Genomic DNA, 14,244 nt, shown 5'->3' with positions numbered 1-14,244 from the left:
AGATGTATGATATTGTAGTAGCACTCAGCGGACTTGGAATGTTCCTTTTTGGTATGGGGTATATGGAGTTAGCCCTTAAAGAGTTTGCAGGCATTAAGTTCAAAAGATGGCTTAAACAATCTACGCAAACAAATATAAAAGCTATTTTTACGGGTGGAGTTGCTACTGCACTTTTACAAAGTTCATCGGTAGTTACACTGATGACACTCTCTTTTGTTAGTGCGTCGCTTATAAGTTTAGAGGGAGCTATAGGGATCATATTTGGTGCAAATATGGGAACAACTGCAACTGCCTGGCTTGTGGCAATTTTAGGGTTTAAAGTAAAGATAGAACTTTTTGCTTTACCGATGATAGGGCTTGGCGGAATAGTACTTATGTTCTCGCAAAATAAAAAGCTTACTGCAATTGCTAAAATCTTTGTCGGATTTGGATTGTTGTTTATGGGTCTGGATATCTTAAAAACAGCGATAGAGGGGTTTGCCGTAGGGATTGATCTTGCTTCATATAAAAGTTTTCCACTTATAGCATTTTTAGTATTAGGGGTGGTGATCACAGCCCTCATCCAATCGAGTTCGGCGGCAACAGCTATAATACTGAGTGCTTTGAGTACCAATATTCTTACTTTTGATATGGCAGCTGCTATGGCGATCGGGACAAATATAGGGACAACGGCAACAGCTATTTTAGGTGCTATTGGTGGGGTTTCTTATAAAAAACGGGTAGCTGCGGCACACCTTCTTTTTAATATCATTACTGCTATTGTCGCATTTATCTTTTTATCACAGTTAAGCTATTTTCTCTTAGAGAGTTTAGGTTTTAAAAATGATTTAGTGATGGCATTGGCACTCTTTCATACAGTCTTTAATCTTTTGGGTGTGATTATTTTAAGCCCTTTTATCGCACAGATAGCAAAGTTTTTAAATAAATTTTTTCATAGAAAACATGAGGTCGCAACTAAGTATATCCATATGGTTGACCCAACTATGGCAGATAGTGCTTTGATCGCAGTAAGAGATGAAATTGCAAACCTTTTTAACAACAGTATCAAGTTCGCTTTTTTATTGATCAACATTAAACCGCCTGATGTACTCAACAGTGAAAAAACAGCGTACCAGATAGTCAATGATGAGTCTCATGAGTATGAGTTTGATTACGATAAACGGTATGAACGTCTAAAACGTGTGGAGTTTGAGACAATTAAATATCTCAATAAAATTAGTGAATTACCTTTAACAGAGGCGCATACACAAGCTTTAGATACTCTTTATATATCGGTGAGAGAATCTGTATACGGTGCGAGAATTTTAAAAGATATTAAACATAATATCGATCAGTTTTCACAAAGCGATGATCCTAAAACACAGTACTATTTTAATCTTATTCGGGAAAACCTGATTAAAGCGATTCAAAATGCTCTGTTATTTGAAAATAAAGAGATCTCAAATGAAATTATTATGAAAAATCATGAGGAGATTCTCAAAGAGAATAAAAGTTTTGTAAATAAACTGACACGTAATTTTGAAAAAGAGGGGCTTGATGAGAAAATTGTGGTTGCGTTTTTAAACTCTAACCGTTCTGCACTTTTAGCAATAAATTCGTTTATAGATGCTGCTAAGGTACTCTCTATAGTATTTGAGATCGATAATAAAATAGAGGAGGAACAAGAGGAAAAAGAGGTGATTTAGTGCTTTGGTTTAAAGTTAAATCCCTCATCTACCAAAAGGGGACGAAGTTTCTCTTTTAACTCCCCTTGGAATTCCATAAAACCATCTTTATAAGCTCCGCCGCAGCCGAGCTTTTTTTTGAGTTTTTTAAGCAGTTCATCTGCAGTAGTTTTATCGAGTTGAAATTCACCGACTAAAGTAACAACTTTACCTCGGCGTTTCTCTTTTGAGAAAAATAGTTGGTGCTTTGTTGGTATTAAAACACCCTTTTTTACAGGAGTTTTTTTCTCTTGTACCTCAGACCAGCCATCATCGATATCTGCACCGATAAAGAGGTCTAACTTTTTCCCTCTTGACATTTTATTTTGTCACTTTTTCAGCTAATACGCTCATAATTACAGGATCGTATTTGTTGTTTTTTACAGCCTCTACAACTTCTACAGCGGAAATCTTAGTGTTGTTGTATACAACTACTACAACTTCATCCTCAGGTTTTAAAAATGTAGTTTCGCCATACTCTGTATAACGCGTAGCACCGATACTTACAAGTAGTTTTGTAGGATTACCACAAGCATTGATGTATTCTTTGATAGGCTCAAGAGGACCAAACTCTTTTTGCGTATTGATCTGGTTTTTGATCCAGTCAGTTAACTTTGAGTAAAAGTAGCTGTAACCGTTTAGTTCTACATCTTCACCGTAAGCATGCACTTCACCATCACGTCTTAAAAAACTCGCAATTGAGAAGTTGTCCATGATTCCGCCCTCGGCAAACTTGTCAATTTCAAACAGTGTCGAGCTCACCCCTTTAGAATTTACACCCCAGTTTTTTTTGTCACTGATTTTTGAAGCTCCTGCTACGCGGATAGAACAGTCGTTATATGCTCCAAAATGTGTCGGTGTGATCTTCGTTATAAGACCTGCTTCATACTCTAACTCACATACAAGTCCAACCTCAGGCTCCGCTTGAACGTTTACATCCTCTTGTGGAAGTGTGATTGTAGAGCTTGAAAGAGGGTATGTGTAGAGCATCTCTTTTGGTTTATACTCTAAGTTTTGAGATGCATTTTTATCACAAGGAAGGTAGAAAGGAAACATCCCTTTTGGAGCTGCTTCATCTTCCGTAATTACGTCTTTAAAGTCCTCTAATTCACCCGCTTGTGCTAAATGGAGTGCAAAGTTTCCGGCGATTCCTAAACCTAAAAACTCTTTATAGTCCATTATTTATTTGCCTCTTTCATCTCTGCAAACTCTTCGTAAGAACCTTCAAAGTCAGTATAAGTACCATCATCGTGAAGCTCGATAATACGAGTAGCAAATGCATCAAGTAACTCTCTATCGTGAGACACACAGATAACGTTTCCGTCAAATTCGTGTAGTGCTTCACCAAGTGCTACGATCGCTTCAAGGTCAAGGTGGTTGGTAGGCTCATCGAGTAGTAAGAAGTTTCCACCCTCTAGCATCATTTTTGAAAGCATCATACGGTGTTTTTCACCACCTGAGATAGATACTACAGATTTTTCTTGCTGCTCACCGTTAAAAAGCATACGTCCAAGACAGTTTCTGATCTCTGCAATGTCACGTTTTGGATCAAACGCACGTAACCAATCATAAAGTGTCCCTTCACCCTCAATAATATCTGCAGTATCTTGTGGGAAGTAAGAGTTCTCAATTGTAGCACCCCATTGGATCTCACCGCTAATACTTGGTTTCATCTCTTCCATAAGGATTTTCATAAGTGTCGTTTTACCCACACCGTTTCCACCGATAAGCGCAATCTTCTCACCCGGATTTACTTTAAAAGATACATTTTTTAGAACTTCATTGTCTCCGTAAGAGTGAGAAACATCGATCACGTTTAATGCTTCATCACCCATTACACGTTTCGCTTTGAAAACAATAGACGGGTCACGGCGTGAAGATGGTTTGATATCTTCGAACTCTAGTTTTTCAAGTTGTTTTTGTCTTGATGTTGCTTGTTTTGCTTTTGAAGCATTTGCAGAGAAACGGCGAACGAAAGCTTCAAGCTGCTCTTTCTCTTTTTGCTTTTTAGCATTATCCAGTTCCATCTGTTTTGCTAAAACGTTTGCTGCAATATACCAGTCATCATAGTTACCAGTAAACTCACGAATTTTTTGGAAGTCAACATCTAAGATGTTTGTAACAACTGCATTTAGGAAGTGTCTATCGTGAGAGATAACTACCATTGTCCCTTCGTGACGTTGCAGTTCATGCTCTAACCAGCTGATTGTCTCGATATCAAGGTTATTCGTAGGCTCATCTAGGAAAAGAACGTCTGGTTTCGGGTAAAGTACCTGCGCAAGTAAAACTTTGAACTTGTCGGCATTATCAAGTGTAGACATTAGTTCGTTATGTTGCTCAGCCGGAATACCTACGTTTTCTAGAATCTTTGCGATATTTACATCGTATTCGTAAGTAGGGTCTTCTTCAACACAGATAGTCTCCAACTCTGCAAGACGGTTGTTTACAGCATCGTCTTCAAAGTCACCCGTCATGTAGATCTCTTCTTTTTCTTTGATCGCATCGTAAAGTCTTTTGTTACCGTATAAAACAGCATCCATAATAGTGTAGTTTTCAAATGCGTACTGGTTTTGTCCAAGAACGCCCACTTTATTTGCTTTAGGGATGATTACTTCCCCTTCATACTCATTGATTTGACCAGATAAAATTTTCAGAAAAGTTGTTTTTCCGGCACCGTTAGCACCGATAAGTCCGTAACGTTTATGACGGTCCAGTTTTAGATTGATGTCTTGAAATAGAACTCTATTTCCGTATCTCATTGTAAGATTTTGTACAGTTACCATTATTTAATTGCCTATTCGTTGGAGTTTAGTTTGAGTTGTCTTTTGAACTATTAAAAGCATTGCTAACATCGTTTGTAATACTATTCACACCTTCATTGAACTCTTTTGCCGAACATCCGGCTAAAAGAAAAAGTGTAATAATAGAAAAAATGATCTGTTTCATAGTCTGCCTTAAATTTTTCGCAATTATAGCAAAATAGTGTAAAATACCCAATGCAGATACGTGAACTTACACTAAAAGAATTAGATACGGCATGGGAAGTTGTCAAACAGCTACGAGTCTCCTTGGATTATAAAGAGTTTGAAGACCTTATTTACGAGATGCGTGATATCAACTATACGATGATCGGTATCTTTGAAAGAGATAAACTTATTACCTATGCGGGGGTGGCTGTTACTACAAACCTTTATCATAAGCGCCATCTTTTTGTGTATGAACTTGTAACCGATGAGATGTTTAGATCAAAGGGTTATGGGGTGATGATATTAGATTATTTAAAAGACTATGCCAAGATGGCAGCGTGTGAAAATCTTGTACTTTCAAGCGGACTTGAAAGAGAAGATGCACACCGTTTTTATGAAAAAAACGGTTTTTCGAAAAAAAGTTTTGTGTTTGTAAAAAATATTTAATTTTTCTACGCGCAACACTTTTTATATTTTTTTCCGCTTCCACACGGGCACTGCTCATTTCTTTGAACACTTGAGTTATAAAGTTCTCCGTCTTTATATTTCCAGATCCCGTCTTCTTGGATAAAGTTACTTTTTTCGTGTAATACCTGAATAGAATCTTTGTCTTTATAATATGCTTTAAACTCTACTGTTGTCGGTGTCACATCTAAAACATCAAGTTTTAACCACTCTACGGAGTTTGAGAACTCTTCGATCAAGGCAATATCTTCATTAAACTGGTTCTCTTTTACAGCCGAATATACAAGGTATTCACCATTTGCCTGTACATAGGCAGAGTAGCGGCTTCTCATCAGTTCTTCGGCAGTTGCAGCTGCTTTTTGTTTTGTAATAATTGCTCCACAACACTCGTTAAAATCTTTTTCATTTCCACATATACACATAAATTTTCCGTTTTTAGATAGAATTATACAATAACGTTTTGAAGAGCGTCTTTGAAAGCATTTCTTAGGGAGCAAATCCTCCCTTGACTCACGAGTCCCACGAAATACTTTCAAAGACTTTCGACGCACTTATGGGATTGAAAGGAAGAAGGTATCAAGGTATGCAAATAAAATCACTCTATATAGCTTCAAATGAAAAAAATGTAGGTTCATTGTTCATATCTATGGGGATGATGGAACTTCTCAAACGTAAACTTCATAGAGTAGCTTTTTTTAGACCGGTGATCTACGATAAAAACTGTAAAGATTACAACATTGAATTTATTTTAGAGCGTTATAAACTAGATATGAATTATGATCAGTGTGTAGGATTTGAGACCTCGTATGTGGAGGAGATGCTTTCGCAAAAGAGAGAAAAAGAGCTTATTAACCAACTGATCGAAAAGTTTAAAGAGCTTGAAAAAAATTATGATTTTATCTTGTGTGAGGGGATCAATAAAGATGCCCTCAGTGCTACAATTGCCTATGATCTTAATATGGAGCTGGCAAAAAACTTCGGCTCTGGATATATCAACGTCATTGGAGCAAAAGATAAAGAGGTAAAAGATGTTTATGAAGACCTTTTAATAGAAAATGAGCATATCAGTTCCGAGGCTTCCAACCATTTTGCAACTTTTGTCAATCGTATATCTCAAGATAAGTCACAAGAGTTAAAAGCACTTTTACAAAACATTGACTACACCACTTTCATAGTTGAAGAGAACTCTGAACTAAGCCTCTCAACTATCCAAGATCTCATAGAGGGCTTGGATGCAAAAGAGGTGTTCGTATCAGAACATGATTATTATAGAACGTTTAAAGAGGTGCGTGTTGCGGCACTTTCATTAGATAATTTTTTAGAACATATTCAAGAAGATGATCTCATCATCGTTCCAGCTGACAGATCGGACATTATTTTAGGACTTTTAGGGGCACTTCACTCTTCTGCATATCCAAATATTAGTGGGATAGTATTTCCTTTTAATATGTCGATACATCGAAATATAGAGAAACTGATCGACGGACTTAAGAGTTTTAAAATCCCGATCCTCTCAGTTGCAACAGATACTTACAATACCGCAAAAAACATCATTAAACTGCATCCTCGTGTACGGGTCAACTCGGAGCGTAAAATTGCTTTGGCTTTGGGTGAGTTTTATAAAAGCGTAGATATTAATCTGATAGAGGAGAAGATCTCTCATACTGTTAGTGACATAATGACTCCGCAGATGTTTGAGTATAAACTTTTTGCAATGGCACGTGCAAATAAAAAAACAATAGTACTGCCTGAGGGTGAAGATGAAAGGGTACTGCGTGCAGCTGAGATCATTCTGCGCCGGGATGTTGCAGATATTATTTTGCTCGGGGAAAAAGAGGAGTTGACTCACAGGTATCTAAGACTCGGACTTGATCTTTCAAAAGCACAGATAATCGATCACAAAAACTCTGAACTTCTTGATGGTTTTGTGGAAAAATTTTATGAGATGAGAAAAGAGAAAGGCTTAACTCTTCAAGCCTCACGAGATGCAATGAGCCATGCAAACTATTTTGCAACGATGATGGTTGAATGCGGGATTGCCGATGGGATGGTAAGCGGTGCTGTCCACTCCACGGCAGATACAATGCGACCGGCACTGCAGATCATCAAAACGGCAAAAGAGATCTCCATAGTCTCTTCGGTTTTTTTTATGTGTTTTGAGACAAAAGTTTTAGTCTACGGTGATTGTGCGATCAATCAAGAACCTGACAGCAAAAATTTGGCAGACATCGCAATCGCTTCGGCAAAAACGGCAAAACTTTTCGATATCGAACCGAAAGTGGCGATGCTCTCATACTCTACGGGCAATAGCGGTTGGGGTGAAGATGTAGAGAAAGTTAAAGAGGCTACAAAACTAGTGAGAGAGAAAGTGCCCGATCTGCTTGTTGAAGGGCCTATCCAGTATGATGCCGCAATCAACAAAGATGTTGCACGAAAAAAACTTCCAAACTCCAAAGTAGCAGGGGAGGCAAGTGTGTTTATCTTTCCTGATCTAAATACGGGAAACAACACATATAAAGCTGTACAAAGAAGCAGCGGAGCGGTAGCTATCGGACCGATTATTCAAGGTCTTAAAAAGCCTGTAAACGATCTAAGCCGCGGATGCCTGGTAGCTGATATAGTAAACACGATCGCAATTACGGCGATACAAGCGGGGCAAAATGAAAATAGCAGTTGTTAACTCTGGGAGTTCCTCTTTAAAGTTTAAGCTCTTAGAGCTTCCGAGTGGAACTGTTTTAGAGGAAAAATTTGTTGAACATATCGGCGAGGAGCACTCCGAGATAAAAGATCATCATCAAGCACTAGAGGCTTTAGCGATCGATTTTAGTGAGATAGATGTGATTGGACACAGGGTTGTTCACGGGGGTGAGAAGTTTCATAGCACGGTTTTAATTAATGATGAGGTTGTTGAAACTATTAGAGAACTTATCCCTTTGGCACCTCTGCATAACCCTGCAAATTTGGAGGGGATAGAGGTGATGCAAAAATTTGCTCCAAATATTCCTCAAGTTGCGGTGTTTGATACCGCATTTCATTCAAGTTTGCAAAAAGAGGCTTATATGTATGCCTTGCCGTATGAGATGTATGAAAAAAATCATATCAGACGTTACGGATTTCACGGTACTTCGCACAGTTACCTTTTAAAAGAGGCTGCAAAGCTTTTAAACAAAGAGCCTGAGGAGACAAATCTTATCTCACTCCATTTAGGAAACGGTGAGAGTATTTGTGCTATTAAAAACGGAAAAAGTCTAGATATCTCTATGGGATTTACTCCTTTAGAGGGCTTAATGATGGGGAGCCGCAGCGGTGATCTTGACGCAGAAATCGTATTGTATATGCAAAAATCCCTAAATTTAAGTGTTGAGGAAGTTGATACTATATTAAATAAAAAATCGGGACTAATCGGAGTTTGCGGTGAGAACGATATACGCCAAATATTAGATCGTAATGATGAGCGTGCAAAACTTGCAATAAAGATGATGGTTCGCAGAATCCATAAGTATATAGGGGCTTATTTTATGTTACTTGACGGAGAAGTGGACGCTATAGTTTTTAGCGGTGGTATAGGTGAAAACTCCCAAGTTATACGAGAAAAGATTTTAGATAAAGAAATATTGAAAAATTTGAAAAGTTTTGTGATAAAAACAGATGAAGAGTTGGAGATAGCACGTGAGTGTTATCAAGTTGTAAAGAAGGTGTAGGGAAAAAATCCCTACTTCGTATAATAATTATACTGCTGTTACGTTCTCAGCTTGAGGACCTTTTTGTCCTTGACCGATTTCGAAAGTAACTTTTTGTCCCTCTTGAAGAGAAACTCTACCACCATTTGGATTGTTTACTTGACGGAAGTGTACAAATACATCGTCTCCACCGTTATCTTGTTGAATGAAACCATAACCTTTTTCCTCGTTGAACCATTTAACTGATCCGTTTACTAATTCTGCCATAAAGCAACCTTGTTTAAAAATTTCGTGTAAAAATATTGGAGAGTCTTTAGGTTGGTTCACACGGGTAGAGCAAAATCACACTAAAGATGAAATGTATCCTCATCTTTCACTTAAGAATGCATTGTATCTAAATTTTATGGAATTTGCGGTGAATTTTACATCGATAGTCGAATTCTATATGTTCTTTGTATCTTAATCATATAATATTTGAGTGCTGAATGGAGTTTAAAGGGTGTCTATCACCCCTTTAAATATATAAAAAATTTATAAATAGAAAAATTAATTCTATTTAATAATTGAAGTTTATAAACGTTACATTAATAAACAAATATTAGTATAGATTTAAAATAATAACAAATATGTGATGAAAATATAGCATAAATCATTATAATAATAAGAATTTTTCATAATAGAAAGGGGAAAATGATGAAACACTTTTTTCTAAAAACATCTATGTTGTCTTTCAGTACAGCAATTGTACTAGGGATAACTGGATGTGGCGGAGGTGGTGGTGATACCACTCCTTCAGGTACAACTACAAGTGTGGTTAGTGAGGGAACAGCAATTGACGGGATACTCTCAGGTTCTACAGTTTGTATCGATGTAAACAAAAATAATGTTTGTGATGCAGGTGAAGACAGTACGACAACTGACCAAAACGGTAAGTACAGCTTAGAGAGTACTCAAGAGGGACCATTATTAGTCGTTGGTGGTACAGATAAAGGTACGGGTAACGCATTTAGCGGAACACTAAAAGCTCCTGCAGGTTCTTCGGTAATCTCTCCTCTTACTTCTGCAGTACAAGCACTTGTTGATAGCGGTAAGACAGCTTCTGAGGCTGAAACAAGTGTAAAAAAAGCGATGGGTTTAGAGAATGTTAATGCAACATTGACTGATTTTAATCCTTTAGAAAAAATAGAAGACCCGGCATCTGCGGCAGATGCACAAAAAATTCTTGCACAACAAACGAAACTTCAAGTTTTAGTACACGCTGCATCGGTTACAGTTGCGGGAGCGGGTAATAAAAACGCTGCAAATACTATGAATGATGTTTTTGCGGCAGTTGCTCAAAAGTTTGACGGTGCGACAACAAGTGTATCACTTGATGCAACGAAAATAGAATCTATTGCAAAAATAGCTGCTGAACGTGTATATACAGGTGATACAGTAGAAGCTGTAGCTGCACGTGTAGCTGCCAAAGTGTCAGCCGAGAATGTTGCACAAAGCGTAGCGGAAGATGCAAGCAGTGCAGAACAATCAGTTACGTTGGCATCCACAGTTGATGCAATAAGCAGGTTAAATGAAGCAATTACAAAAGTAAATACTTCAACACAAACTGAAGTAGCTGCTTTAGCATTAGAAGCATTGACAAATGCACAAGCGCAAAGTTTAGCTAATCTCCAAGCGATAGAAACACTTCAGCAAGAAAAAGAAGCTCAAGCTGCACTATTAGAAGCAGCACAAATTGCAAAAGAAGCTGCTGAAGCTGCATTAGCTGAAGCTGAAGCACAGGCTCAAGCAGATTTAGATGCTTATAAGGCATATTTAGCCGCAAAAGCAGAAGCAGAGGCTGCAGCAAAAGCGGAAGCAGAGGCACAAGCAGCAGCAGCAGAGGCACAAGCAGCAGCAGCGGCAGAAGAAGCTGCAATTTTAGAAGCACAAGCTGCAAAAGAGGAAGAAGCAATTGCTCTTCAACTTCAAGCAGAGGCAGAAGCAGCGGCAGCAGCGGCACGTGAAGCAGCAGCTTTAGAAGCTCAAGCAGCAGCAGAGGCAGCAGCTGATTTAGCAGCAGCACAAGCAGCAGCAGAAGCAGCAGAAGCTTTAGCAGCAGAAACAATTGCCAAAGCACAGGTAAATGCAGATTCTACAATTGTTTCATTTTATGTTTCTCAAGCGACAAATGATGCAAATCAAACAAATGTTCTAGCATCAAAAATCGGTACTTTTATAAATGATAACAATTTAACTACATCTGCGGCGGCAGTTACATTATTATCTCAGTCTGATTCAAATGCAACTGCTGCAAGTACAACATTATTAGAAATGATAGCTTTACAAAGTCAAGTACAAGCTATGGTTGATGCTAATTCAACAGATGTTAATACTTCTACACAACTAAAGTTGAGTGCTGAAACAAAAGTAGCATTGGTTCATGCAAACTACATTTCAAACCTTAACTTAAAATCTTCAGTAGAGTTGATTTTAGCAGCAGAACAAGCCGCAGCTGCTGCAGCGGCAGAAGCTGAAAGAATATTGGCTATCATCACTGCAAACAAAACGGAAGTAAATGCAATTACAGTAGCACTTGAAGGTAATGCAACTGTATTATCTAGTGCAAAAGACGGTGCAGTTAAGGCAGCGAGTGCAGCACAGACTATTGCCGATTCAAACCCTAATGCACAAACGTATGCAGACCAAGCTAAAGTTGCTGCAGATAATACAGTAAGTGCGTATGCAGATCTATTAAAAGCAGTAGCAGATGCACAAGCTGCAAATGTGATTGTAAATGATGCAAATGTAACTGAACAAGCTGCAATCGATGCAAACGTAAGTGCAAATGCTGCAAAAGTAACTTTTGAAGCAAAAGCAACTGTTATAGGGGAAAATGCAGCGGCAGCGGCAACTGCCTTAGCAGCAGCAGAAGCAGCACCTGTAAGTGGCAGTACAACTCCAGCAATCAGTTTTATAGACGGTATGCAGTTCTCTAACTTTGATGTATGGGTAGATTATGATAAAACGGTTGTTGAATTAAGAACTCATAGTTTAAACAACGGTACATTTACAGAAAATGCTTATGAGTTAAATACGACGACGGGTGTTTTTGAAGCCAGTACAAAAGCTAACAGTGACTATGTACTTGGTGTAAACGGCTGGACAACAGAATCATTTAAATCTTATACGCTTAACAATGGTGTGATTACATTTGAAAATGGTATGGCTGTACAAATTGCAGCAGAATACGATTTAGCAAATCCAACAGCTGAAGGTACTGCATTTATTGCAGAGATTAATGCTCAAGTTCCTGGTGAAGATAATGTAACATTTAATACAGGCGCTAAAGCGTATATTTTAGCGTTTAAACCAACAACAGATCTTTATGAATTATGGGATGCTCCAACAGTACAAGAACAAGATCCTGTAACATTTAACTGGTATTCAACAGATCAGACATTTAGTACTATCTATGATTATATGCAGTCTGTAAATTCACCGGCTGGTTCTTATGATGAGGTAACAGGTATGTGGACAGGTGTTGATTTTGAAAGAAATACAGCTTCAGTACAGTGTGATATGTTCCATAACTGTCCTGTAGTTGATTCTATTGGAACAGAATTCACTAGTGTATCTGCTGGAATGAGCGGTAATTTAGTAGTTACGGATCATTCAGTAAACCCATATCCACAAACAAAAGTTGGTACATGGGAAGCAAAAACTGTTAATAGCCAACTTATTGTGACATATACACCTGATGCTGGAAAAGAGAGTTATTTTCAATGGGAAGATAACTTAATAGGTGTAGCAGACGGTGCAGTACGTAAAGGTCACTATCAAGCAGCTGCAACAGAGTTTAAAATAGATACAGAACAAGCAGAATTTAATGATTTAGCAGTGAATGATATTAAATCAGCTATTGCAACATTTATTGCAAACGGCGGTACTCTTGATGGAGGGACTACAGAACCGACTCCAACACAACTGACAGCAGTTGATGATAGTATAACAACTCAGCCGGATACAACTGTAACATACAATGTACTGGCAAACGATTTTGGCGGTGAAGGAACTTTATTCATAGATAGTGTGACACAAGGTCAAAATGGTACAGTTAACTGGACAGGTGATATTGTAGAATATATTCCTAATGCAGGTTATGCAGGAAGTGATAGCTTTACATATACTATAACTGACGGTTTTAGTGTAGCAACAGCGACTGTAAATGTAAACATTTCAACAAATAATCCTCCGGTTGCAAATAGTGCTGCATTTACAATGTTAATAGGTGAGACTATCTCTGGAAATATCGGTGCTATTGATCCTGAAGGTGCTACTGTGACATACAGTATTTCTGCTATTAACGATCCAAGTCAAGTTTTTGGTACAGCTACAACACTCTCTTCTGATGGTAATTTTACGATTGAAACAGTACAAGAGGGGAATGCAACTATAACAGTTACAATGAGTGATGGTGATGTTAATTCAACAGTGACATACAGTGTTTTTGTAGAAGCTTCAATGAACACAGATTCTCTTTACGGGATGAGTGAAGCATCTCAAAATCTAACTTCTACTGAATTTGATGCATACGCTACAGCTCCACAAATCTTCCCTGCAGATACTCCACTATATAGTTTTTGGGGAGTTAATACTGATGAAAACGGTACAGCTACACTTGAGTATGATTATTTAGAGTTTAAAACAGACGGTACATTTGTAAATCCTGATAGTAATGGTACTCACGATAGCCAATGGAATAGTACTATGACAGTTAGCATGGAAGGTACTCCTGTCGCAAAAGCTGTTGTAATCAATGGTAATATGAGTGCAACAGAGATTGCAAGTGAGATCACAGAATTAGGCGAACTTGGTATTACATTACCAACAGGTTCAGTTGTTTCTAAAGTAGCTGTACTTATGTTAAATGCAGAGTATGATATCTGGGAACAGGTTAATGCTTATGTAGATGGTGGAGCAACACCTGTAACTGCTTTATCAGAGATGTTTGGCAACTATACAGCAGTGTATAATCGTGAAAACTATAAACGTGAACTTCAGTTTGCTCAGGGTGAACAGTTTAGTGACGGAAGCGGAACTGTTGTAGAAGTTGATATGACAAGTGTCTATATGGGACTTAGTATGGAACCGACTATTATTAATCCAAATGCAGGAACTTGGACGGCAACAACGTATACAGATAATAATGGAACTACAGTTGATATGATCCTTATGACAGTTGATGATACTTTAGTTGGAGCTTATAATAAAAACCCAATTTTAGTAGCTCCTGGTATTGTACTTGAAGATGGTACAACTACAGATCGTTTGTCTAGAGGTAGTTATACTCCTGCAAATAGTGGTTTTGTAGAGTATTACTTTAATGATACAGCTGCACAAGAGATAGTTAATAGTTTTAACGCTACTCACTAAATTCTTCTTTTATTTCGT

11 protein-coding genes are annotated in these 14,244 nt (G+C 37.9%); 5 read left to right on the top strand and 6 right to left on the bottom strand.

Annotation, left to right across the window (positions count from 1 at the left end; translation table 11 throughout):
* Positions 1-2 precede the first annotated feature (2 nt).
* On the top strand, positions 3-1,685 hold the full coding sequence (locus tag QWY88_RS09065) for a Na/Pi cotransporter family protein (RefSeq protein ID WP_304546075.1): 1,683 nt from the start codon (positions 3-5) through the stop codon (positions 1,683-1,685).
* Here the strand turns inward: QWY88_RS09065 and QWY88_RS09060 are convergent.
* From QWY88_RS09060 to QWY88_RS09045, 4 genes are read right to left on the bottom strand one after another with little or no spacing between them, the layout of a single operon-like run.
* Positions 1,682-2,023, bottom strand: a complete 342-nt coding sequence (locus QWY88_RS09060; protein ID WP_304546074.1) for an SUI1 family translation initiation factor — start codon at positions 2,021-2,023, stop codon at positions 1,682-1,684. The genes QWY88_RS09065 and QWY88_RS09060 overlap by 4 nt on opposite strands.
* A gap of 1 nt (position 2,024) precedes the next feature.
* Positions 2,025-2,882, bottom strand: coding sequence for a DUF5718 family protein (locus tag QWY88_RS09055; protein WP_304546073.1), 858 nt, complete (start codon positions 2,880-2,882; stop codon positions 2,025-2,027).
* Positions 2,882-4,486: an ABC-F family ATP-binding cassette domain-containing protein gene (locus tag QWY88_RS09050; RefSeq protein WP_304546072.1), complete on the bottom strand. Its 1,605-nt coding sequence runs from the start codon at positions 4,484-4,486 to the stop codon at positions 2,882-2,884. Before QWY88_RS09050 ends, QWY88_RS09055 begins: the two co-directional genes overlap by 1 nt.
* A 25-nt stretch (positions 4,487-4,511) precedes the next feature.
* The gene (locus QWY88_RS09045) at positions 4,512-4,649 is read right to left on the bottom strand and encodes a lipoprotein (RefSeq protein WP_304546071.1); all 138 of its coding nucleotides are present in this window, start codon (positions 4,647-4,649) and stop codon (positions 4,512-4,514) included.
* Between the two features lie 50 nt (positions 4,650-4,699).
* On the opposite strand from QWY88_RS09045, the gene QWY88_RS09040 reads away from it, so the two are divergent.
* The gene (locus tag QWY88_RS09040) at positions 4,700-5,116 is read left to right on the top strand and encodes a GNAT family N-acetyltransferase (RefSeq protein WP_304546070.1); all 417 of its coding nucleotides are present in this window, start codon (positions 4,700-4,702) and stop codon (positions 5,114-5,116) included.
* 5 nt (positions 5,117-5,121) lie between these two features.
* On the opposite strand, the gene QWY88_RS09035 is transcribed toward QWY88_RS09040, so the two are convergent.
* Positions 5,122-5,556, bottom strand: a complete 435-nt coding sequence (locus QWY88_RS09035; RefSeq protein WP_304546069.1) for a YchJ family protein — start codon at positions 5,554-5,556, stop codon at positions 5,122-5,124.
* Positions 5,557-5,717: 161 nt separating this feature from the next.
* Here QWY88_RS09035 and pta point away from each other — a divergent pair, with 161 nt between their 5' ends.
* Entirely contained in the window at positions 5,718-7,814 is a 2,097-nt protein-coding gene (pta, locus tag QWY88_RS09030) for a phosphate acetyltransferase (RefSeq protein ID WP_304546068.1), read from the top strand.
* Positions 7,795-8,835, top strand: coding sequence for an acetate kinase (locus QWY88_RS09025; RefSeq protein ID WP_304546067.1), 1,041 nt, complete (start codon positions 7,795-7,797; stop codon positions 8,833-8,835). The genes pta and QWY88_RS09025 overlap by 20 nt, the downstream gene beginning before the upstream one ends.
* A gap of 27 nt (positions 8,836-8,862) precedes the next feature.
* Here the strand turns inward: QWY88_RS09025 and QWY88_RS09020 are convergent, their stop codons facing one another.
* Entirely contained in the window at positions 8,863-9,081 is a 219-nt protein-coding gene (locus QWY88_RS09020) for a cold-shock protein (RefSeq protein WP_304546066.1), read from the bottom strand.
* 426 nt (positions 9,082-9,507) lie between these two features.
* On the opposite strand from QWY88_RS09020, the gene QWY88_RS09015 reads away from it, so the two are divergent.
* On the top strand, positions 9,508-14,226 hold the full coding sequence (locus tag QWY88_RS09015) for an Ig-like domain-containing protein (protein WP_304546065.1): 4,719 nt from the start codon (positions 9,508-9,510) through the stop codon (positions 14,224-14,226).
* The last annotated feature ends 18 nt before the right edge of the window (positions 14,227-14,244 follow it).

Origin of the sequence: Sulfurimonas sp. hsl 1-7, assembly GCF_030577135.1 — a bacterium.
Classification (GTDB): domain Bacteria; phylum Campylobacterota; class Campylobacteria; order Campylobacterales; family Sulfurimonadaceae; genus Sulfurimonas; species Sulfurimonas microaerophilus.
This window is presented reverse-complemented; position numbering and strand designations above follow the sequence as displayed.

What these genes read in the sequence shown, in the direction of transcription:
- QWY88_RS09065 (WP_304546075.1), top strand. Translation starts at nt 3, where the DNA reads ATGTATGATATTGTAGTAGCACTCAGCGGACTTGGAATGTTCCTTTTT.
- QWY88_RS09060 (WP_304546074.1), bottom strand. Translation starts at nt 2,023, where the DNA reads ATGTCAAGAGGGAAAAAGTTAGACCTCTTTATCGGTGCAGATATCGAT.
- QWY88_RS09055 (WP_304546073.1), bottom strand. Translation starts at nt 2,882, where the DNA reads ATGGACTATAAAGAGTTTTTAGGTTTAGGAATCGCCGGAAACTTTGCA.
- QWY88_RS09050 (WP_304546072.1), bottom strand. Translation starts at nt 4,486, where the DNA reads ATGGTAACTGTACAAAATCTTACAATGAGATACGGAAATAGAGTTCTA.
- QWY88_RS09045 (WP_304546071.1), bottom strand. Translation starts at nt 4,649, where the DNA reads ATGAAACAGATCATTTTTTCTATTATTACACTTTTTCTTTTAGCCGGA.
- QWY88_RS09040 (WP_304546070.1), top strand. Translation starts at nt 4,700, where the DNA reads ATGCAGATACGTGAACTTACACTAAAAGAATTAGATACGGCATGGGAA.
- QWY88_RS09035 (WP_304546069.1), bottom strand. Translation starts at nt 5,556, where the DNA reads ATGTGTATATGTGGAAATGAAAAAGATTTTAACGAGTGTTGTGGAGCA.
- pta (WP_304546068.1), top strand. Translation starts at nt 5,718, where the DNA reads ATGCAAATAAAATCACTCTATATAGCTTCAAATGAAAAAAATGTAGGT.
- QWY88_RS09025 (WP_304546067.1), top strand. Translation starts at nt 7,795, where the DNA reads ATGAAAATAGCAGTTGTTAACTCTGGGAGTTCCTCTTTAAAGTTTAAG.
- QWY88_RS09020 (WP_304546066.1), bottom strand. Translation starts at nt 9,081, where the DNA reads ATGGCAGAATTAGTAAACGGATCAGTTAAATGGTTCAACGAGGAAAAA.
- QWY88_RS09015 (WP_304546065.1), top strand. Translation starts at nt 9,508, where the DNA reads ATGAAACACTTTTTTCTAAAAACATCTATGTTGTCTTTCAGTACAGCA.